19 protein-coding genes are annotated in these 21,240 nt (G+C 37.4%); 7 read left to right on the forward strand and 12 right to left on the reverse strand.

Annotated elements, in window-relative coordinates:
- Nucleotides 1-26: 26 nt before the first annotated feature.
- From gltX to ACFIK2_RS09910, 7 genes are all read left to right on the forward strand, one after another.
- Nucleotides 27-1,457, forward strand: coding sequence for a glutamate--tRNA ligase (gltX, locus tag ACFIK2_RS09880; RefSeq protein ID WP_375634727.1), 1,431 nt, complete (start codon nt 27-29; stop codon nt 1,455-1,457).
- Nucleotides 1,458-1,718: 261 nt separating this feature from the next.
- Nucleotides 1,719-3,014 (forward strand): citrate synthase, encoded by a 1,296-nt coding sequence (gene gltA / locus ACFIK2_RS09885; RefSeq protein ID WP_375634728.1) that lies wholly within the window; start codon nt 1,719-1,721, stop codon nt 3,012-3,014.
- A 706-nt stretch (nt 3,015-3,720) separates the two neighbouring features.
- Complete coding sequence (locus tag ACFIK2_RS09890) at nt 3,721-4,473, forward strand: transporter substrate-binding domain-containing protein (protein WP_375618360.1); 753 nt, start codon at nt 3,721-3,723, stop codon at nt 4,471-4,473.
- A 465-nt stretch (nt 4,474-4,938) separates the two neighbouring features.
- Complete coding sequence (locus ACFIK2_RS09895; protein ID WP_375632791.1) at nt 4,939-5,691, forward strand: transporter substrate-binding domain-containing protein; 753 nt, start codon at nt 4,939-4,941, stop codon at nt 5,689-5,691.
- A 78-nt stretch (nt 5,692-5,769) separates the two neighbouring features.
- Nucleotides 5,770-6,492 (forward strand): ABC transporter permease, encoded by a 723-nt coding sequence (locus ACFIK2_RS09900; RefSeq protein ID WP_375632790.1) that lies wholly within the window; start codon nt 5,770-5,772, stop codon nt 6,490-6,492.
- Nucleotides 6,489-7,196, forward strand: coding sequence for an ABC transporter permease (locus ACFIK2_RS09905; protein ID WP_375632788.1), 708 nt, complete (start codon nt 6,489-6,491; stop codon nt 7,194-7,196). The genes ACFIK2_RS09900 and ACFIK2_RS09905 overlap by 4 nt, the downstream gene beginning before the upstream one ends.
- Nucleotides 7,197-7,275: 79 nt before the next feature.
- Nucleotides 7,276-8,049, forward strand: a complete 774-nt coding sequence (locus tag ACFIK2_RS09910; protein WP_375634730.1) for an amino acid ABC transporter ATP-binding protein — start codon at nt 7,276-7,278, stop codon at nt 8,047-8,049.
- A gap of 20 nt (nt 8,050-8,069) precedes the next feature.
- Here the strand turns inward: ACFIK2_RS09910 and lpxB are convergent, their stop codons facing one another.
- From lpxB to rpsB, 12 genes are all read right to left on the reverse strand, one after another.
- Nucleotides 8,070-9,266, reverse strand: a complete 1,197-nt coding sequence (lpxB, locus tag ACFIK2_RS09915; RefSeq protein ID WP_375634731.1) for a lipid-A-disaccharide synthase — start codon at nt 9,264-9,266, stop codon at nt 8,070-8,072.
- Entirely contained in the window at nt 9,259-10,131 is an 873-nt protein-coding gene (locus ACFIK2_RS09920) for an LpxI family protein (protein ID WP_375632782.1), read from the reverse strand. Before ACFIK2_RS09920 ends, lpxB begins: the two co-directional genes overlap by 8 nt.
- A 2-nt stretch (nt 10,132-10,133) precedes the next feature.
- Nucleotides 10,134-10,958, reverse strand: a complete 825-nt coding sequence (gene lpxA, locus ACFIK2_RS09925) for an acyl-ACP--UDP-N-acetylglucosamine O-acyltransferase (protein WP_375609506.1) — start codon at nt 10,956-10,958, stop codon at nt 10,134-10,136.
- A gap of 24 nt (nt 10,959-10,982) precedes the next feature.
- A complete protein-coding gene (gene fabZ, locus ACFIK2_RS09930) occupies nt 10,983-11,450 on the reverse strand; it encodes a 3-hydroxyacyl-ACP dehydratase FabZ (RefSeq protein ID WP_375618367.1) in 468 nt (155 codons plus the stop codon).
- Nucleotide 11,451: 1 nt separating this feature from the next.
- On the reverse strand, nt 11,452-12,498 hold the full coding sequence (gene lpxD, locus ACFIK2_RS09935; protein ID WP_375612127.1) for a UDP-3-O-(3-hydroxymyristoyl)glucosamine N-acyltransferase: 1,047 nt from the start codon (nt 12,496-12,498) through the stop codon (nt 11,452-11,454).
- A 65-nt stretch (nt 12,499-12,563) separates the two neighbouring features.
- Complete coding sequence (gene bamA / locus ACFIK2_RS09940) at nt 12,564-14,960, reverse strand: outer membrane protein assembly factor BamA (protein WP_375632780.1); 2,397 nt, start codon at nt 14,958-14,960, stop codon at nt 12,564-12,566.
- Nucleotides 14,961-15,163: 203 nt separating this feature from the next.
- On the reverse strand, nt 15,164-16,312 hold the full coding sequence (locus tag ACFIK2_RS09945) for an RIP metalloprotease (RefSeq protein ID WP_375632778.1): 1,149 nt from the start codon (nt 16,310-16,312) through the stop codon (nt 15,164-15,166).
- 15 nt (nt 16,313-16,327) lie between these two features.
- On the reverse strand, nt 16,328-17,143 hold the full coding sequence (locus tag ACFIK2_RS09950) for a phosphatidate cytidylyltransferase (RefSeq protein WP_375613469.1): 816 nt from the start codon (nt 17,141-17,143) through the stop codon (nt 16,328-16,330).
- Nucleotides 17,144-17,874: 731 nt separating this feature from the next.
- Nucleotides 17,875-18,435, reverse strand: a complete 561-nt coding sequence (gene frr / locus ACFIK2_RS09955; RefSeq protein WP_273790667.1) for a ribosome recycling factor — start codon at nt 18,433-18,435, stop codon at nt 17,875-17,877.
- Nucleotides 18,436-18,472: 37 nt separating this feature from the next.
- Complete coding sequence (gene pyrH, locus ACFIK2_RS09960; protein ID WP_273790666.1) at nt 18,473-19,192, reverse strand: UMP kinase; 720 nt, start codon at nt 19,190-19,192, stop codon at nt 18,473-18,475.
- A gap of 157 nt (nt 19,193-19,349) precedes the next feature.
- Complete coding sequence (tsf, locus tag ACFIK2_RS09965) at nt 19,350-20,273, reverse strand: translation elongation factor Ts (RefSeq protein ID WP_375677246.1); 924 nt, start codon at nt 20,271-20,273, stop codon at nt 19,350-19,352.
- Nucleotides 20,274-20,375: 102 nt separating this feature from the next.
- Nucleotides 20,376-21,155, reverse strand: coding sequence for a 30S ribosomal protein S2 (rpsB, locus tag ACFIK2_RS09970; RefSeq protein ID WP_273788135.1), 780 nt, complete (start codon nt 21,153-21,155; stop codon nt 20,376-20,378).
- Nucleotides 21,156-21,240 lie beyond the last annotated feature (85 nt).

The raw sequence follows: 21,240 nt of genomic DNA on the forward strand, positions 1-21,240 counted from the left end.
ATATCTTAGTTTAAAGGAAAATATTCGTGTCTGTTATTACTCGTTTTGCCCCTTCACCCACTGGCTTCCTTCACATTGGTGGTGCTCGTACTGCTCTTTTTAATTGGCTTTATGCAAAACATACCGGTGGAAAAATGCTTTTACGAATTGAAGATACAGACCGAGAGCGTTCAACAGAAGCAGCTGTAAAAGCCATTATAGATGGCTTGCACTGGATGGGTCTTAGTTATGATGGCGCCCCTATTTCGCAATTCGAACGTGCAGAACGTCACCGCCAAATCGCTGAACAGTTGGTCAAGAATGGCAAAGCATATTATTGTTATGCTTCACCTGAGGAGTTAGCTGAAATGCGTGAAAAAGCCCGTACAGAAAGGCGCCCACCCCGTTATGATGGACGTTGGCGGGACCGTGATAGTTCTGAAGCTCCTAAAGGTGTTAAGCCTGTTATTCGCATCAAAGCCCCTCAAGATGGAGAAACGATCATACATGACCGTGTTCAAGGTGATGTCCGTTTTCCTAATAAAGATCTCGATGACTTTGTTATTTTACGTTCTGATGGTTCGCCTACCTATATGCATGCTGTTGTCGTTGATGATCATGATATGGGCATCACACATATTATACGTGGTGACGATCATCTTACCAACGCAGCCCGACAAACGATTATCTTTAAAGCAATGGGATGGGACATTCCTGTTATGGCCCATATTCCTCTTATCCATGGTGAAAACGGTGCAAAATTATCAAAGCGACATGGTGCGCTCGGTGTTGATGCCTACCGAACAATGGGATATCTTCCTGCTGCTTTGCGCAATTACCTTGTCCGTTTAGGTTGGAGTCATGGTGATGACGAACTGATGTCACTTAAAGATATGATTTCTTGGTTTGATATTGAGGATATTAACAAAGGTGCTGCTCGTTTTGATCTCAAAAAACTCGATTCCATCAACGGACACTATATGCGTATGAGTAATGATCAAGAACTTTTTGATGCCGCTCTTAATATTCTACCAGAAACCGATAGGGGAGCACAAATTATTGAAAGACTTGATGAAAAACGCCGTGTTCAATTTTTAAAAGCAATCCCGCATTTGAAAGAACGTTCAAAAACACTGTGCGAACTGATTGACAATGCCTCCTTCATTTTTACGCAACGACCTTTACAACTTAATGAAAAAGCTCAAATACTCTTAGATAAAAATGGACGAACCATTTTAAACGATCTTTATCTTGCTCTGAAAGCTTGCCCCTCTTGGGATACAAAAACTCTAGATGAAACACTTCGCTCTTGTGTACAAACACAGAATCTCAAATTTGGATCTATCGCCCAACCACTTCGCGCAGCTCTTACAGGATGTGCAACATCACCAGGTGTTTTGGATGTTCTTATTTTATTAGGACGCGATGAATCCCTTCATCGCATCAAGGACCAACTTATCACAACAATATGCCCATGATGGACACTGAGTATATTTCCTCAAATAAGGATCTATACAGATATCTCAACGTGCCCTAAAAGAGTTTTTTATGTTATATCATTGAAATACATTTCTTATTGAGTAATAATGATCAATAAGGAAATATTTTTAGATTGCATGTACTCACTTTTAGAGGCAATCTACCCTTAAATAAGTAAGAAAAGCTTCAGTTATACATCCCCCACTCTGATGAAGCAGAGTCTTAATTTTTAGAAGTGAAGGATCTGAAAGGAATACCGAATGTCTGAGAATAACGCATATATTATTGTGAATGATAAAAAAGTAGAGCTTCCCTTGCGTAAAGGCACGAGTGGACCTGAAGTCATTGAAATTGCTTCTCTCTATAAAAAAACCGATATTTTTACTTATGATCCTGGTTTTACTTCAACAGCTTCTTGTGAATCAAAAATTACTTATATCGATGGTGATAAAGGCATATTGCTTTATCGTGGTTATCCTATTGATCAATTGGCTGAAAAAGGAGACTTTCTCGAAAGTTGTTATCTTTTACTTTATGGTGAACTCCCAACACAGCAAGAAAAAAATGAATTTGATCGATGTATTATGCAGCATACCATGGTCCACGAACAATTTGCACGCTTCTTCCATGGCTTCCGTCGTGATTCTCATCCTATGGCCGTCATGGTTGCCTGCCTTGGCGCTATGTCTGCGTTCTATCACGACTCTATTGATATTACAGATCCTCAGCAGAGAATGATTGCTTCTGTTCGTCTTATCTCAAAAGTTCCAACGCTTGCTGCTATGGCCTATAAATACAGTATTGGACAAGCATTTGTTTATCCACGTAATGATCTTAGTTATGCTGCAAATTTCCTCCATATGTGCTTTGCTGTTCCTTGTGAAGAATATAAAACAAACCCTGTGCTTGCTCGGGCGATGGATCAAATCTTTACCCTTCATGCAGATCATGAACAAAATGCTTCTACATCTACGGTACGTCTTGCTGGATCCTCAGGTGCTAATCCGTTTGCCTGTATTGCAGCAGGTGTTGCATGCCTTTGGGGACCAGCACATGGTGGTGCCAATGAAGCATGCCTAAAAATGCTACAAGAAATAGGTTCTATTAAAAGAATTCCTGAATTTATTGCACGTGCAAAAGATAAAAATGATCCTTTCCGCCTTATGGGCTTTGGGCACCGTGTCTATAAAAATTATGATCCACGTGCAAAAATCATGCAAAAAACCTGTCATGAAGTTTTAAAAGAACTCAACATTCAAGATGACCCTCTTCTTGATATTGCAATAGAGCTTGAAAAAATTGCCTTAAGTGATGAATATTTTATTGAGAAAAAGCTTTATCCCAATGTTGATTTCTATTCCGGCATTACATTAAAAGCTCTAGGTTTTCCAACTGAAATGTTTACTGTCCTTTTTGCATTGGCGCGCAGTGTCGGGTGGGTGGCACAATGGAAAGAAATGATTGAAGACCCTGCACAAAAAATTGGTCGTCCTCGACAACTCTACACAGGCTATGCTATGCGTGACTATGTTCCTATAGATGAACGTGCAAATTAAAAAAAGAAATCAATAAAGCTTCAATTTACTGAAGCTTTATTGAGAGTAATCAAAAAACATCCTTTAAGAATTTTTATAAAACGTGATTTTAAAACTCTTTCTACAGAGATAACATCATCATAAAAATTTACTAAAAAATTCTAAGTTTTAGCTCTGTAAAGAAATTGAGAATACTCTTCTGCGAATTAGCCAAACATTTAGCAAAAAGAAATTGAAAATTTTACCTTATAATCCTTATTATCTTTAATGGAAATGTATTCCCTATTATTCCCCCATGTTTAAAAGCCTTATTACATATTAAAATCTAGCAATGTCAGAATTTTTCTTTCTATCTTCTTCAGATAAAATTGCAAAAAGCTTACATTAAGTGCTTCTCTAGTTAGAATAAAAACACTTTACATTTTGTCCTGTTAAAAGCTGAAATTTTCTTTGTATTTAAGTTGATAGTTTTTCTTTTAAAGATAAATTATTGATTTTTAAATAAAATTATTAAAAATCACCCTATAACCAATAAGAGGTGACTTTCTTTCCTATATTTTTTATTCCCATACTTTATAAAAAGAAATTATTTTTTTGATAATGATATTCAGCATAATGATAGCAAAATGAACACAGATAAATTTTTTACATTGCTCCAAAAGAGCTTACAGATTATAAAAATTCATGATGGTTTCATATTTGCCAGCTTATCTAATAGGAGAACATAATGAAATTATTAGCAGGAGCGCTTATAATAAGCGCGACACTGTTTACCCTATCGGCCAATTCTCAAACGCTGAAAATTGCAAGCGATGCTTCTTATCCGCCATTTAGTTATATTGACTCAAATAACAAACTGCAAGGGTTTGATATTGATATATCTTATGCGCTTTGTAAAAAAATGAATGTTGAATGTACTATTGTCACACAAGACTTTGAGGGGATGATTCCCGGTCTTCTTGCCAAAAAATATGATGCTATCGTTTCTTCCCTTTCTCCTACAAAAGAGCGCTTACAAAAAATTGATTTTACAGATCCTTACTACAACACAGCACTCGCTGTTATCGTTACCAAAAATTCGGAAATTAAAGAAATCTCAACACAAGCCTTTAGAGGTAAAAACCTTGGTGTACAATCAAATACAACACAAGCTGCATATGCGGAAGATCATTATGCCTCTGAAGGAGTTAATATCAAACTTTATCCTACAGCAACAGAAGTTAATCGTGATCTTTTAAGCCATCGGCTTGATATCATCATCTTTGATAAATTAAAAGCATTAAATTGGCTTGAAAATGAAGGAAAAGACTGCTGTCTCCTCTTGGGAACTCTAAAAGAAACAAATTTTCCTATTGCAATTGCACTCCGTCAAAATAATAATGATCTTAAAAACAGTTTTAATAAAGCAATAGAAGAAATCCGCGCCGATGGAACCTATGAGAAAATTATGAGAAAATATTTTACTTTCGATATCAATTAGATAGTACTATGAATTAAAACTCAATCTGTATATTTAAGGAGTATTTTTTAAATCTTTATTGGACATGCAGGTATAATTAGAAATTCGGCATTTTTATAAGAAAATTTACATTTATCAAAATAACTTTAATTGCTCCTTGAGAGCTAAACATTTTGTAGAATCTAATGACAACAATAAGGTTGTATTTTTACCGTATCAAAATCTAATTTTTTTTATGTTCAAATTTAATAGCCTTATTTTCAAGAAAAATCCTCAGTTTTTACTCATGAAATGATTCAAATCAATCATTTCGTGAAAATTAAGCTATCATACAAGCAATAAGATATTTATTCTTTTTTTATCAATAATGCCCAACATAATGATCTAAAATAAACATCAATAAATTTTTGAATTGCTCCCAAAAAGCTTACGGATTATAAAAACATAATGATTTCATATTGCCCGCTTATCCAATAGGAGAACATCATGAAACTATTAGCAGGAGCTCTTATAATAAGCGCCGCACTATTCACCCAATTGGCTGATGCGAAAACATTAAAAATTGCGAGTGAAGGCACCTATCCTCCCTTCAGTTATATTGACTCAAATAATAAATTGCAGGGACTTGATATTGATATATCTTATGCACTCTGTAAAAAAATGAATGTTGATTGTACTATTGTTACACAAGACTTCGAGGGAATGATCCCTGGACTTATTGCAAAAAAATATGATGCTATCATTGCTTCCCTCTCTCTCACACAAGAGCGTTTACAAAAAATTGACTTTACAGATCCTTACTACGATACAGCACTGGCTGTTATTGTTACCAAAGCTTCGGGAATTAAAGAAATCTCGACAAAAGACTTTAGAGGTAAAAATCTTGGTGTGCAATCAAATACAACACAAGCTTTCTATGCAGAAGATCATTTTGCCTCTGAAGAGGTGAAAATAAAACTCTATCCTTCCACAATAGAAGTGAATCGTGATCTTTTAAATCATCGACTTGATGTGATTATTGTTGATAAATTACAAGCATTAAATTGGCTTAAAAATGAAGGAAAAGATTGTTGTCTCCTCTTGGGAACTCTAGAAGAAACAAGATTTCCTGTTGCAATTGCAGTCCGTCAAAATAATAATGATCTTAAAAATAAGTTCAATGAAGCAATAAAAGAAATCCGTTTGGATGGAACTTATGAAAAAATTATGAGAAAATATTTTACAAGTGATGTTTATTAAATATCAATATGATATTTAATAAAACCCGTTGGTTATTGCTAAAAAATATTATCTAACTCTTTCATGAGGAATATAAGAATGATTGAAAATTTAGCATTGCTATCATTTAGCAATGGTGGATGGGGAGCAGTTATACTTTCCAGTGCAGGAATGACTTTGTCATTGGCATTATGTTGTGGACTTCTAGGATTTCCTCTAGGACTTCTCAATGCAGTAATGATTCGATCCAATATTAAGATGGCCAAAGCTATGGCACGCCTCTTTTCAACGATATTTCGTGGGCTACCAGAGCTTTTAACTTTGTTTTTAGTTTACTACGGATTACAAAGCCTTATTCAAAATTTATTTGACTATTTTAGTTTTGAAATCATGTTCAGTATCAATGCTTTTGTTGCTGGTGTTCTTGCCCTTAGTATGGTTCTTGCAGCTTTTTCTTGTGAAGTTTGGCTTGGAGCATTTAATATTTTTGATAAAGGTCAATATGAAGCAGCTAAAGCTTTAGGGCTTTCACGGTCAACCACATTTTTTCGTATTGTCTTCCCTCAGCTCATCCGAAATGCCTTGCCAGGACTTTCTAATAATTGGCTTACTTTACTGAAAGATACATCCCTTGTTTCTACCATCGCGCTTGTTGACCTCATGCGACAAACGAATCTAGCTGTCGCTGCTACCAATAAACCCATGCTATTTTATTTTGTAGCATGCTTACTCTATTTGTTATTTTCAGCGGTTTTTACTGCAATCTTACGCTATTTGGAAACATACACTCAAATAGGCTATAAAAAGGTGCTAGGTCAATGATTCCTGAGTGGCTTTATTTTCTTTTTAATCCTGATCTTTTAAGTCATTATGGACCAAAATTTATTAATGGCTTTATTGTTACTGTTGAACTTGTTTCTATTTCTTGTTCTCTAGGACTTTTTCTTGGTATGCTTATCGCTTTTGCACGTCTATCAGAGAATACATTTTTACAATATTTTGCAAATGCTTATGTCTATTTTTTCCGTGGCTCTCCTTTATTAGCTCAACTCTTTCTTTTTTATTATGGGCTTGGTTCAATGAACAGTTTTTGGCAACAAGTGGGGCTATGGTGGTTTTTTCAAAACGCGTGGTATTGTTGTCTTTTTATTTTTACACTCAATTCTGCTGCCTATCAATCTGAGATCTTTAAAGGAAGTTTTCTATCCGTAACAACTGGACAACGCGAAGCATCAAAAGCTTTAGGTTTAAGCAACTCTGTCACATTTTTTAGAGTTATTCTTCCACAAGCAATGATTGTAGCATTACGCCCCCTAGGAAATGAGTTGATTTTAATGATTAAATCCAGTGCTGTTGCCTCACTTATTACTGTTTATGATTTAATGGGGGTTGCTAAACTCGCTTATTCACGGACTTTCGATTTTCAAGTTTACGTTTGGGCTGCTCTTATCTATCTCTTTATCGTTGAACTCATTCATCGTTTTATTGTTTTTATCGAGCAGCGCCTCACTCGATATTTACGGTAAATAAAATGATCATAAAAAACTTTACCAAACCAAAATGTTGAATTAATCAAGTTCTTCATCAATGAAAGAATAAAATAAGATGAATTTGAAAAATAATAAATCGATCTCTCCCAGTAAAAAACCAGTGATCTCTATTCGAAATCTAAATAAATGGTATGGAAACTTTCAGGTCCTACATGATATCAACTTTAATGTTCAAGCTGGTGAACATATCGTTATTTGTGGACCATCCGGATCAGGAAAATCAACGTTAATTCGTTGCATTAATCAATTAGAACAAGCACAAAAAGGTTCAATCTGTATCCATAACGTTGATATCCATACTGCACCTATACAACAGCAAAAAAATGTTCTTCGTAAGATAGGAATGGTCTTTCAGAACTTTAATTTATTTCCCCACATGAGCGTTATACAAAATTGTATTTTAGCACCTATGACAGTTCAGGGACTTTCCAAACAACAAGCAAAAGAACGGGCAATTCGTTACTTAACGCATGTTGGTATTGAAAAACACTGTGAAAAATATCCTTTACAACTTTCTGGTGGGCAACAACAACGTGTTGCGATTGCCCGTGCACTTTGTATGGAACCTGAAGTCATGCTTTTTGATGAACCAACCTCTGCTCTTGATCCAGAAAGTGTGGGAGAAGTTTTGGAAGTGATGGCTCGATTGGCCGATACAGGGATCACAATGCTTTGTGTTACCCATGAAATGGGCTTCGCACGTAAAGTCTCAGAAAGAATACTCTTTCTAGAAAATGGAAAAATTGTTGAAGATGCAGCCTCTGAAGAATTTTTTACCAATCCTAAAAGCCAACGTGCTTGTAATTTTCTTGCTAAAATTAAATATTAATCATTAAAATATTGCTTTATTTATACAATTTTATTCCTGCTTTTTAAAATAGTGATAATTGTTTGTGCGCCAACAACCCCCGATGGTACTTCAGTTTTCATTTTCTGTTCTACCATCTCAAAGGAATCAAGTTGTGCCTGTCGCAATAAAGGATTAGCCAAAAGTTGTTCTACCTGTCTTGCTAACATGCCAGGACGGATTAATTCATTCAAATATTCCGAAACAATAGGCTTATCAGCAATAATATTTGGAAGAGCAGCACTCCATAACATCATTTTAGGAAAAATAAATAATTTAGAAAAGAAATCAAGTTTATAGCAAAGAACCATAGGAACTTTTGCTAAGGCTAATTCAAGTGAAACAGTTCCATGTGCAGCAAGAGCAACATCTGCTTGTGCAAAAGCACGCCATTTTTCATCTTCACCAACTACAATTTCTATCTTGCTTTTCCAGCCCTGCACAAAGTCCCGGATTCTATCTACCAAATGAGGTAAGGTTGGTAAAATAATACGTAAATGAGGAATACGTTGTACAAGAATCTCTACTGTTTCTCGAAAAATAGGCATTAAGGAACGAATTTCTGAATTGCGTGATCCTGGCAAAATAACTAATGTAGGCGATAATGTTTGTGTATCGATCAAATTTCTTTGTTCTAATTGGCTTTTTTTTTCTGACTGAATTCTCAAAAGGGGAGGATATGTCAAAAGACGATGTCCAACATAAGTCGTGGCAGGGCCTCCCAAATCTTGCATAATCTTTTCTTCAAAAGGAAAAACCGCTAAAACATGATCAACAAATCCACACATAGCTTTTGCACGCTCTGGCCTCCATGCCCAAACGGTTGGTGCAATATATTTAATGATAGGAATAGAAGGCGCTAAAGCACGTACCTTTTTTGCAATACGATGCGTGAAATCAGGACTATCAATAATAATTAAACAATCAGGTTGTTCTTGTGCAATAAATTTGGATAAATTGCGAATATGTAGCAACAACAATGGTAGTTTTTTCAACACCTCCTTTAAACCTATTAAAGCAATATCATGGGAATCAAAAAAGCTTTTTAAGCCTAATGCCTTTAAATGGCTCCCCCCAACACCAATCAAATGAATATTGCATCCTATCTGTTGTAATAAACAAGAAATTAGATCGGCCCCAAGTAAATCACCAGATTCCTCACCTGAAACCACTGCAATCTTTAAGAAACAATTATTCATGACCAAACTTTTCAAATGTCTCTATAAATAAAGAATATTTGTTGGCTTTTTCTATTGTTGTTTTCACCGATAATATTAGACTTCTATTTGCCTCCACCGCAACACCAGATAAACCACTCTTTGCAATATTCATTATTGTCGCGGGCCCAATTGATGGCAAATCAACGCGATTATCCTGTTGTGGTTTTGCGCATTTTACAAGAATGCCACCTTTAAGGGGAATTTGCCCTCTTTCTCGCATTTCACAAATACGCCACAACATATTATCAGTTCCCTCAGCGCCCTCTAGAGCAACCACCCTTCCTTGAACAACGACAACGGCTTGCCCGATATCTAATTGACCTAAAAGCTTTGCTGCTTCTACTGCTAAAAAAATATCTTTTTTCTCTTTTGGAGTAGCGCGCCGTACTGTTAAATTAAATTCTATGGGAGCTAAAAGATCTGGGACTATTTCGTGAGCACCGATAACACAAAAACCGTGTGCTTCAATAACCCGTATAAAAGCTTTTAATAACGCATCGTCTCCCCTCTTCAAAGCTCCGATTAAATTAGGAAGAGCTAAAAATGTTGTCCAGTCCAGTCGCAATTGTTTAAGAAGTGGACGCTTTTTCACACCACCTGCCAAAACAACATTATATACACCAGCCTCTTTTAAAATTTTAACGAGTCGTGCTAACTCTACAATTGATAGCTCGCAATGCTCATAGCGATAAAGAACAGAATCTGCCTCACCATGCAAAAGCACAAGAAAAGGATTTTCTCCATTCTTCTCAAGAGTCTGCGCAACAGTAATCGGTAGAACACCATTTCCTGCTATAATAGCAGTACGGCCGGAAAGAAAACTTCTGGCTCCCCAAATAGGCATTTTTAATCCTTATGTTCTTTTATTCTAACACCTTCAAATTTTGGTGTACAATAAAAACGCTTTCCTTCTTCTTTAATAAAATTAACAACTTCAGAAACAGACTGAGAAGAAGAATAGAAAGAAGCAACATCACTGACACGCTCTTTAAATGGTTTGCTATGATCAAAAAGCATAGCAACCGCATGACGGAGTGCATGAATATCTTGACGCTCAAGTCCTGCACGCTTCATACCAATAATATTGAGTCCAGCAAGTTTTGCCTGCACACCAACAGCTGTTCCATAAGGTATCAGATCACCAACCAGTGCAGATACGCCGCCGATAAATGCATGATGTCCAACACGAACAAATTGATGAACAGCAGCACCACCACCAATAATCACATAATCACCAATAGTAACATGACCAGCAATCATTGCGTTATTGGCAAATGTTACATGATTGCCTACATAACAATCGTGAGCGATATGCGCATAACAAAAAAATTGGCAATTATCACCAACAACTGTCATTCCTACACTCGAATCGGAGCCCCTATGCATTGTTACACCTTCACGAATCGTACAATTCTTACCAATAAAAAGAGTTGTAGCCCCTCCTTTATGTTTATTATTTTGCGGATCTGCCCCCAAAACGGCATGAGAAAATACTTTACTCTTGGCTCCTAACGTTGTCTTTCCCATTATTACAACATGACTTGTCAAACTACATTCATCACCAATAACAGCCTCTGAACTAATATGGCAAAATGGTCCAACGCGTACATTCTCACCAAGCTGCGCTCCCTTCTCAACAAGAGCAGTTGGATGGATTTTCGTACCGGACATTTTTAAATTCCCATCAAATATCGTTTATTCTTCTTCGACAATCATCGCAGCAATTTCTGCTTCAGCGACGCGGACATCTTCTACTTTTGCAACACATGAAAAACGTCTCATACCAGATCTTTTTTTCAAAAGCTGAACATGAATCTTGAGCTGATCACCAGGCATAACCGGCTTACGAAATTTCGCATTATCAACCGTCATAAGGTAAACTAAATTTGTTTGCTTATTGCCTAAATTTAAAAGCGCTATTGCTCCTGCCGTTTGTGCCATAGCTTCTAAAATCAAAACTCCAGGCATAACAGGCTTTGAGGGAAAATGTCCCATAAAATGTGGCTCGTTAATCGTTATATTTTTAATACCAATCGCTTCTTGTTCACCATCAATATCAATTATACGATCAATTAATAAAAATGGATAACGGTGCGGTAATATTGATAATAGTTTTTCAATATCGACAGTCTCTAAGTTTTTAGTTTTTTCACTGCTGATCATATCAGCGTTTCTCCTTTTTAACTTTTCCCATACTGCGCAAGGCCGCTACTTCACGAAACCATTGTTTAAATGGTCGCGCTGGACTACCTCCCCATTTTTCGCCATCCGGAATGTCATTCATAACACCACTACGAGCAGCAATCTGAACAGATTTACCTATTATGATGTGATCAGCTACTCCCACACTTCCGCCAAGCTGAGACATATCCCCTATAGATGTACTTCCCGCAATGCCACATTGAGCGGCAATAAGACAATAGCGGCCAATTTTTACATTGTGGGCAATTTGTACAAGATTATCAATCTTGCTTCCTTCACCAATAACAGTATCTTGAAATGTCCCACGATCAATTGTCGTGTTCGCACCAACTTCTACACCATCCTCAATAATAACGCGACCAAGCTGTGGAATTTTCTCGATTCCAGAAACGCCCCCAACATAACCAAAACCATCTTGCCCAATGCAAACACCAGGATAAAGCTGAACCTTATCACCTATTATAGAACACTGAACTGTTACCTTAGGAGCAATATAGCAGTCACATCCAATACGGCAATTTTCACCGATAACAGCTGTGGATGAAATAAGAGTTCCTGCTCCAATCTCAACATTTTTACCAATAACAGCTCCCGCTTCAATACACACATCATGTGCCAACTTAGCCGTTGGATGAATATGCGCATGCGATGAAATCCCCTTCTGCCCCAACCAAGGCATTGGCTTGACAGAATCTGGAAACAAAATACGACCAATCTGAGCAAAGTCACGCTGTGGTGTGGATGTCACCAAAATTGCCATAGTCTCGGGAACTTTAAAAACAATCTCATTCGTACACAAAACAGCAACAGCAGAACTGTCCAGTAAAGCATCAGAAAACTTCCGATGCTCTACAAAAACAAGCGAACCTTCCACAGCACTCTCAAGTGAAGAAAGAGTATTGATAACTTTATGAGAAAACTCTGGATTAAGAAGCTTTGCACCCGTCAACTCAGCAGCATTTGCAACTGTCAATCGTCGGGACGGCGTAAAAAAAAATGTATCCGCCATCAAAACACTTTCTCTCCCAGCTTAAGCTATTCTCTTCAAGTTTTTCCTTCTTAAAATCGCTCAAATCAGAACTTCGTAGAAATACCAAAGTTCAATTGTTGCAAACGATCACCTTCCTGCTTCGTTATTGGCCAAGCATAATCAAAACGCAAAGGACCAAACGGAGAATCCCACATCAAACTCACACCTGCAGATGAACGCCAAGCACTTTTTGTATTGGTAACAGACGGTTCACCCTTAAAAACGGCTTTATAATTATTGCCATAAAGCGTGGCAATATCCGCAAATAAAGCACCGCGCAACCCAAATCCTTCAGGCACGACAGGGATAGGGAACTGTACTTCAGCAGTCGCATTCATATATGTCGTTCCCCCCAAGAAATAAACCTCACCCTTACTGGAAACCTGACGCGGACCTATTCCATTATATTTGAACCCTCGAATCATATCAGAATTTACTTTAAACATATCGAAAATACGAACACCATCTCGGCCCATTCCGTGGATATAACCACCCCCAAAGGAAAGCAAACCAACGATATCCTTCTGGTCAGAAAGAGTCTTGTACATCATCGCCTTACCCGTGGTCTTCAAGAACTTTGCACTCCCACCAAGCCCTGCATATTCCTGAAGCAGATGCACGTACCACCCATCATGAGGGGATCTCACATCATCAATCGTATTATAGGTGAAACCATAACTAATTGATGAACGTTTCCAAGGGCTGTGTTTTGCAGCTTGAACAATCGCACCAGAATATTTCCCATATAATTCTATTATGTCACTCTCTTTGTCAAAATCATACTCTCCGCCAAAATCATATTCTTCCTGCACATAAGAATAAGCTACATTAGCAGATAATTGATTATTAATAGGTAACGAAAACCGCAGCGACCCACCTGTCTGCCGTACATCATAGGCTTTATCAGCACGATAAGTACTACGAAAAACATCAACGCCAGCAGATAAACGATACCCTAAGAAATAAGGATCAACAAATGATAAATTATAATTACGAGATTTTTCTTGCCCCGCACCTAATCCTAAACGAACATATTGACCACGTCCCCCAAGATTACGTTCAGTAACAGAAACTTCAAGTGACATACCAGGACTTGTTCCCCCTGTTGTATACCCTCCAGAAAGAGAGAGATCTCCTGTTGAAGCTTCAACGACATCTATTACCAAAACAACTTGGTCAGATTGATCTGTAGGAACCATTGAAATATTAACGGCTTTGAAGAAACCTAAACTTTCTAGACGACGTTTTGCCCGCTGTAATAAAGTTTGATTGTAAGCATCTCCTTCGTTTAAATCAATCTCACGGCGAATGACGTAATCACGCGTTTTCTCATTGCCACGTATATCAATACGTTGAATATAAGCACGTGTACCCTGTTCAATATTATATAAAATTGAAATTGTATGATTTGCTAAATTACGATTTCCCCGCGGTTCAACTTTAGCAAAAGCATATCCCGAATCAGCAACTTTGTTATTAATAGTTGCAACAGACTGTTCAATATCTTCTGCACTATAAACATTACCTGGCTGGGTTTTAAGTATCCTTTTCACAGATTGAACGTCAATTCCATCAACATCACTTTCAACCTGAATATCGCTAATTTTATAGAGTGCACCCTCATCAAGAACGAAAGAAATTTTATACGTATTGCTTGCTGCATCAAAAGTTGCTTTAGAAGAGACTACACGAAAATCTGCATAACCACGGTTATAATAAAAGCGACGTAAAGCTTCTTCATCAACAGCGAGGCGCTCTTCACTGTAAACATCACCTCCCAACAACTTCGAAAAAATTCCTGAAGTTTTTGTTGAAATCACATCACGCAAACGGCGACTTCCAAAGACACTATTGCCCTTAAAAGTGATATCACCAATCTTTGTTTTTTTCCCTTCAACGACATTAAATACCACATTAACCCGCCCTTTTCCAAGGTTAATCGTTTGAACGTTAACAGTGATATTATTACGACCAAGAGTTTTATAAGCCTCACGAATTGTATTTATATCAGCAGAAAGCTTCGCAGAATTAAAAGGCTCATTCGGTTTTAAAGAAATAAACCGCTTAAGATCTGGGTCTTTAAAAGATTTATTTCCTTGAAACAATATTTGATTGACAACCTCATATTCTTTTACGAATACAACCAATTTATCACCCACCGGATTTATTTTAACATCATAAAATAAACCCAATTCGAAAAGGTTCTTCACAGCACTATCAACATCACCACTGGAAACACCTTGCCCAACCTTAATCCCCATATTGTCTCGAATCGCCTGAGAACTTACAAACTTATTCCCACGAACCTCAATAGAGCGGACTACAGACGCTTGTATTTCTCCGACCGCAGCAATTGACATAAAAACCGTTGCTGGGGCAATCATCCCCATCTTTAACACCAATACAGATGCTGCATTTAAAAACTTTGAATTCGTAGTCATTGGCTTTTTTACCTTACTCTCGTTCCTTAGACATGATGCCTTAAAAAGCTAACTGCCATAACAACCTTTTTACAGCGAGACTTTTCATTCCTTAATTACTCATTATAATGTATAATGCCACAACATTTTGTAGACATGGTAAACAACCTTCAATTTGTTTTTGCTATTATTACTTAATTTATAAAGCGTTTTCCATAATTTAATTAGCTAAACCAACAAAAATAATCATTAAAAAAGACAAAGATCATAAAAAGGAAAAGAATGGAAAAACCTAAACGAAAAACGATTCCCTGAATTTTAGCAGATATTTTCCTCCCAGTAATGACCTCAATGACATGCAATAAAAGATGCCCACCGTCAAGCGGTAGAATCGGAAAAAGGTTAATAAGCCCAACACTTATTGAAAGAAAAGCTGCTAAATTCAATAAAGAGATAAAACCTGTCTCGCTCACTTTCCAAGCAATTTTAACGGTTTTAGAAGGTCCACTTAGCCGACAACGATCCTCTTTGCCTCCTATTAAACGACTCATAAAAAGAACGGTTTGAGTGGCGATAAACACAGTACGGTCTGACGCTTTTCTTACAGCTGTTACAAAACCATAGCGAATATGTTTTATATAAGTTGGATCTAAACGTGCAGGATTATTTAAATCAACAGGAACACCTACACCTATCATAGCACTTCGTGTTCGATTACCAAATCCATCATCTCGCTCAACGACTTTCGGGGTAATCATCGTTGTAAAGAATCGCCCCATGCGTTCTATTTTAAACTCTATGGGTTCTCTTCCGTGAAAAGCTACATAATTCATCAAATCTTCAAAGCTTTCAACCCGTCGCCCATCCATTTCAACAAAACGATCACCTAATTCCAAACCGGATTGAAGAGCAGGGCTATCTTTTACCAAAGAACCAACAACGGGCTCAATGGCTACACGACCATAGATAAAGAAAAAAAATGTTAGAATAACAACAGTAAAAAGGGCATTGAAGAAAGGACCGGCAAAAACAGTTGCTGCTTTTTTCCAAGCATGCGCACTAGCAAATGAACCATCAACAATCAGAGATGATTGGGATGATTCCGTATCGATTTTTTCCTCATCCCCAACAAATTTTACATAACCTCCTAAGGGGATAAGTGCTAAACGCCACTTCGTGCCATGCTTATCTGTATAACTCGCTATTTCTGGTCCAAATCCAAGCGAAAAAATTAACGCCTTAATACCACACCACCGACCAATGAGATAGTGCCCAAATTCGTGCACAAAAATGATAATCATAATGATGAAAAGAATACTCAAACTTCTTAAAAGAAAATCACCCATAGTGACGATATGATTTAAAAGTTCCAAACTATCTTCTCCCAATTAGATCATACTAAAAAGATTAAAAGGCGCATCCATATCAGACATAAATGAACCAATTAAATAAAGAAGAAAAGCTGCCCCTACCAATCCATCTATACGATCCATAAAACCACCATGTCCAGGCAATAAAGAACTAGAATCTTTAACAGAAAACCGTCTTTTGAGCCATGATTGCCCTAAATCACTCAATTGTGAAACAATTGACAAAACAAGTGTAAGGAGTGGCACAAAAAAACTGGCTAAATTTATATCAAAAAATCCAAAAGCAACCCATATACCACCGAAAACTCCGACAAATGTACCACCAAGTGCTCCTGACCATGTTTTATTAGGAGAAAATTGTGGTGCTAATTTAGGGCCCCCTAATGCACGTCCGATAAAATAACCACCAATATCTGTTCCCCACACTATCGTAAATAAGAAAATAACAACTTGGAACCCCAACATTTCATGATCCCGTAGAAAGCATAAAGCAACAACAGGAAAAGATGCATATAAAAAACCACAAAAAACCCAACCACTCTTTTTTATAGATATAATAGCTAATACTGTAGCTAAAACGATTAAAACACAAAAAATCAATGAAGCAGATACACTCAACACTAAAAAAAAGCCAAAGATTAAATAAAAGATACTTGCTAATATTTTTTGTAAAATACACCATTTCTCTTTAGTAATACTCATCCACTCATAAAGAACAAAACCGCCAATACACCATACAAATAAAAAAAAGAAGTTTCCTCCCAACCATGTTAGATACAACGCAATAATGCCAAAAACAAAAGCTGTCAGAATACGATAAACCAAATTAGACAAAACAACATCCAAACAATAAAAATAGAAAATACAAGCTCTAAAATTAACGCAAGAAAAACTCCCCTACGCAGTATTTTTATCTCATACCTGTATAATTTCTCTTATAATTTATCATAAATAATTCAGTCTACTAAGATAGCGCTTATGAAACTAATAATCAATGAAAACAGCTTCAAAAATCTCCGTCAAAATTATAAAATATTTTTTTAATATTTTCTCAAATATAAAATGAAAAAGCAGTTACCTCTGCCCCATACAAATTAACTAATATAGGTTTCGTATAAAAACACTTTTCTATCAACTATTCGTCATTAAAAAACGAATTACGCCACATAACATCTGCTTGATCAATTATACTCACATGTTTTATAATGAGAAATAAGAGAAAGGTTAGGCTTGTTTTTTGCATTATATTCTTTCCCCAACCTTCATCTTAGAATATTTGAATAATTTCTAATAATGCTTTCATTATGCATTTTAACAAAGACGTGCTCAACTAAAAAACCGCACCATGCTGTTAAATAGTGTCTCCCAGCAAAGGGCATGATTTATCACGCAGACTAAAAAATAAAAACATCTGCCCTTTCAAATCAGTCTCTCCCATATCAAAATGATAGAACACCTTCCTGCATCACACCTTGCTACCACAGAGCACACCACTCCCCACAATTATCCCTAGAAACAATTTACAGGCTGGGAGTAAATATCCTTTTTCTAGTGACAAAATCGTCTTAAACGTGCATAATTTCAGATTCTTTTACGGCTAAAATTTTATCAATATCAGCAATAGTTTCATCCGTGAGTTTTTGAACTTTTTCAGACAAACTATGGGCTTCATCTTGTCCAATTTCACCATCTTTTTCTAACTTTTTCAAATTGTCCAGACCATCCCGACGAACATGACGTGTAGCAACACGCGCTTGCTCTGCATAGTGATGCGCAATTTTTACAAGTTCTTTACGGCGCTCTTCATTCAATTCAGGCAAAGGAATACGTAGATTCGTACCATCAGTTATGGGATTTAAACCAAGACCAGAATCGCGAATAGCGCGCTCTACAGCTCCGACCATCGTTTTATCCCATACAGAAACAGAAAGCATCCGAGGTTCGGGAACAGAAATATTAGCAACCTGATTTATATGCACAACAGAACCATAAGATTCAACGGTCAACGGTTCTAATAAACTGGCCGATGCACGTCCAGTCCGCAAACCACCTAATTCATGTTTAAAAGCCGTAATGGCACCATCCATGCGACGTTTCAGATCATCCATAATTGATGTAACATTCATATTTCTGTCTCCTTCAATTGTCCTTTGAAGCTTACCCTTATTCCGATACTATTGTAAAGCGTCCTGTTCCATTCAAGACCTTAGCCAAACCGCCTTTTTCATGAATGGAATACACAATAATCGGTACATTGTTCTCACGTGCTAAAGTGACCGCCGTTGAATCCATAACAGATAATCCCCATTGCAAAACTTCAACATGTGTTAATTGGTCAAAACGCTTAGCCGTAGGGTCTATTTTTGGATCTGCTGAATAAATACCATCAACTTGTGTTCCTTTAAGAAGGACATCCGCACCAATTTCTGCTGCACGTAAAGTAGCAGCAGAATCAGTGGTAAAAAATGGATTTCCTGTACCACCTGCAAAAATAACAACTTTTCCCTGATTCATATAAGCTATTGCTTTACGTTGCGAGAAGCTTTCACAAATTTGTGGCATAGCAATCGCAGAGAGTACAACAGTTTCAACCCCTAATTTTGTCAAAGATGTTCGCAATGCTAAAGAGTTAATAGCAGTTGCAAGCATTCCCATATGATCACCTGTCACTCGGTCCCCACCATGCGAAGCAACAGCAACGCCACGAAAAATATTTCCCCCACCGATAACAACCGCAACTTCTATCCCCATTGTGCGCACTTCTGCAATATCAGCGGCAATACGGTCTACAACAGAAACATCAATGCCAAAATTCTGCCCTCCCATAAGAGCTTCACCAGAAGCCTTTAAAAGAATACGTTTATACGGAAGTGCTAATGCCATTAATAATCTCCCCAAAAGCCCATTTACTTTTTGCTTTTGACATCACGAAGGGCACCACTTTTTTCACGTGACGCCCTCTCAACAATTACATTTTTCCCCTCAGAGATTCTACAACCAACGATATGACTTTAAATCTCTGTTCAAGAGTTTGCAATAACTAGCCTTTTACAGCAGCAGCAACCTCTGCAGCAAAATCAGACTCCTCTTTTTCCACACCTTCACCTAATGCAAAACGAATAAAGCCTATAATTTTTGCTGGAGCACCTATTGATTTCTCAGCATCCTTTAAAGCAGCCTCAACAGTTATATCAGGATTCATAACAAAAGCTTGAGAAAGCAAAACAACCTCTTCAAAAAACTTACGCATACGCCCTTCTACCATTTTTTCAATGATATTTTCAGGTTTTCCAGACTGACGTGCTTGATCTGAAAAAATTGCTTTTTCACGTTCAACAGCAGCAGCATCAACATCTTGTGCTGTAAGTGCTAATGGATTGGTTGCCGCAATATGCATCGCGACCTGCCGACCAAAAGCAAGAGCAGCCTCTTTATTTCCTGTTGTTTCAATCGCAACCAAAACACCAAGTTTTCCAAGCCCATCAGCCACACTATTGTGTATATAAGTCGCAACAACACCATTCTCAACAGACAATTTAGCGGAACGACGAAATGTCATATTTTCGCCAATTGTACCAATTGCATCTTTAATCGTAAGCTCTACAGTCTTCTCAGAACCTGGATAAAGAGAAACAGAAACAGATTCAACATCCCCTGACGTATCTAAGGCAGCAGTTGCTACTTTACGCACGATGTCTTGGAATCCATCATTGCGTGCAACAAAATCTGTTTCAGAATTAATCTCAACCAAAACTGCATGTGAATCTTTTGATACGACTCCGATTAATCCCTCAGCTGCTGTACGACCAGCCTTTTTATCTGCTTTAGCTATTCCTTTTTTACGAAGCCAATCAACAGCAGCTTCCATATCACCATTGGTCTCTGCTAGGGCGGCTTTACAGTCCATCATACCAGCGCCAGATAGTTCTCGAAGTTCTTTTACTTGTGCAGCAGTAATGCTCATATTTGCCTCTTTATTTTGTAACAGTGAAAGCGTGCAAAATCCCTCTGCACGCCTATAACTTCTTCTTTAGACAATAAAAGTACCTTAATTAGGCATTTTATATTATTCAGAAACTTCTGAAACTGCATTTTCTTCCAAAATAGGCTCCACAGGTGCATCAACTTGAGCTCCTAAATCGATACCCATTGCTCCTTGCTGGCGTGCAATACCATCAAGAGCAGCACGGGCAAAAAGATCGCAATAAAGAGAAATTGCACGTGAAGCATCGTCATTACCTGGTATTGGATGTGTTACGTCATCGGGATCACAATTGGTATCAATAATAGCAATCACTGGAATACCTAAACGTTTTGCTTCTTGGAGTGCAATATTTTCTTTATTCGTATCGATAACAAAGATAAGATCTGGAACAGAACCCATATCTTTAATACCACCAAGCGCACGATTAAGCTTTTCACGATCACGTTCAAGATTTAAACGTTCCTTTTTAGTAAAGCCTTGCGCTTCAGCAGCAAGAATTTTATCAAGCTTCCGCAAACGATGGATCGAATTGGAAATCGTTTTCCAGTTTGTGAGCATGCCGCCAAGCCAACGTGCATTAACGTAATACTGAGCGGAACGATTCGCCGCATCTGCGATAATGTCAGATGCTTGCCGTTTCGTACCAACAAAGAGAATACGACCACCACGCGCTACAGTATCTGAAACAAGTTTAAGTGCTTGGTGTAAAAGTGGAACGGTCTGAGCAAGGTCAATAATATGGATATTATTACGCTGACCATAAATATAGGGAGTCATTTTGGGATTCCAGCGATGAGTCTGGTGACCAAAATGCACACCAGCTTCTAAAAGCTGGTGCATAGTAAAATCGGGTAGTGCCATAAATCTTATCCTTTCCGGTTCAACCTCCGCGGAAAAAGCAGGAAGACCTGCTACCGGCGGATGCTTGCTAGAAGTTTCTCACAGA

Source organism: Bartonella sp. AP88XZML, assembly GCF_042195565.1.
GTDB lineage: Bacteria > Pseudomonadota > Alphaproteobacteria > Rhizobiales > Rhizobiaceae > Bartonella.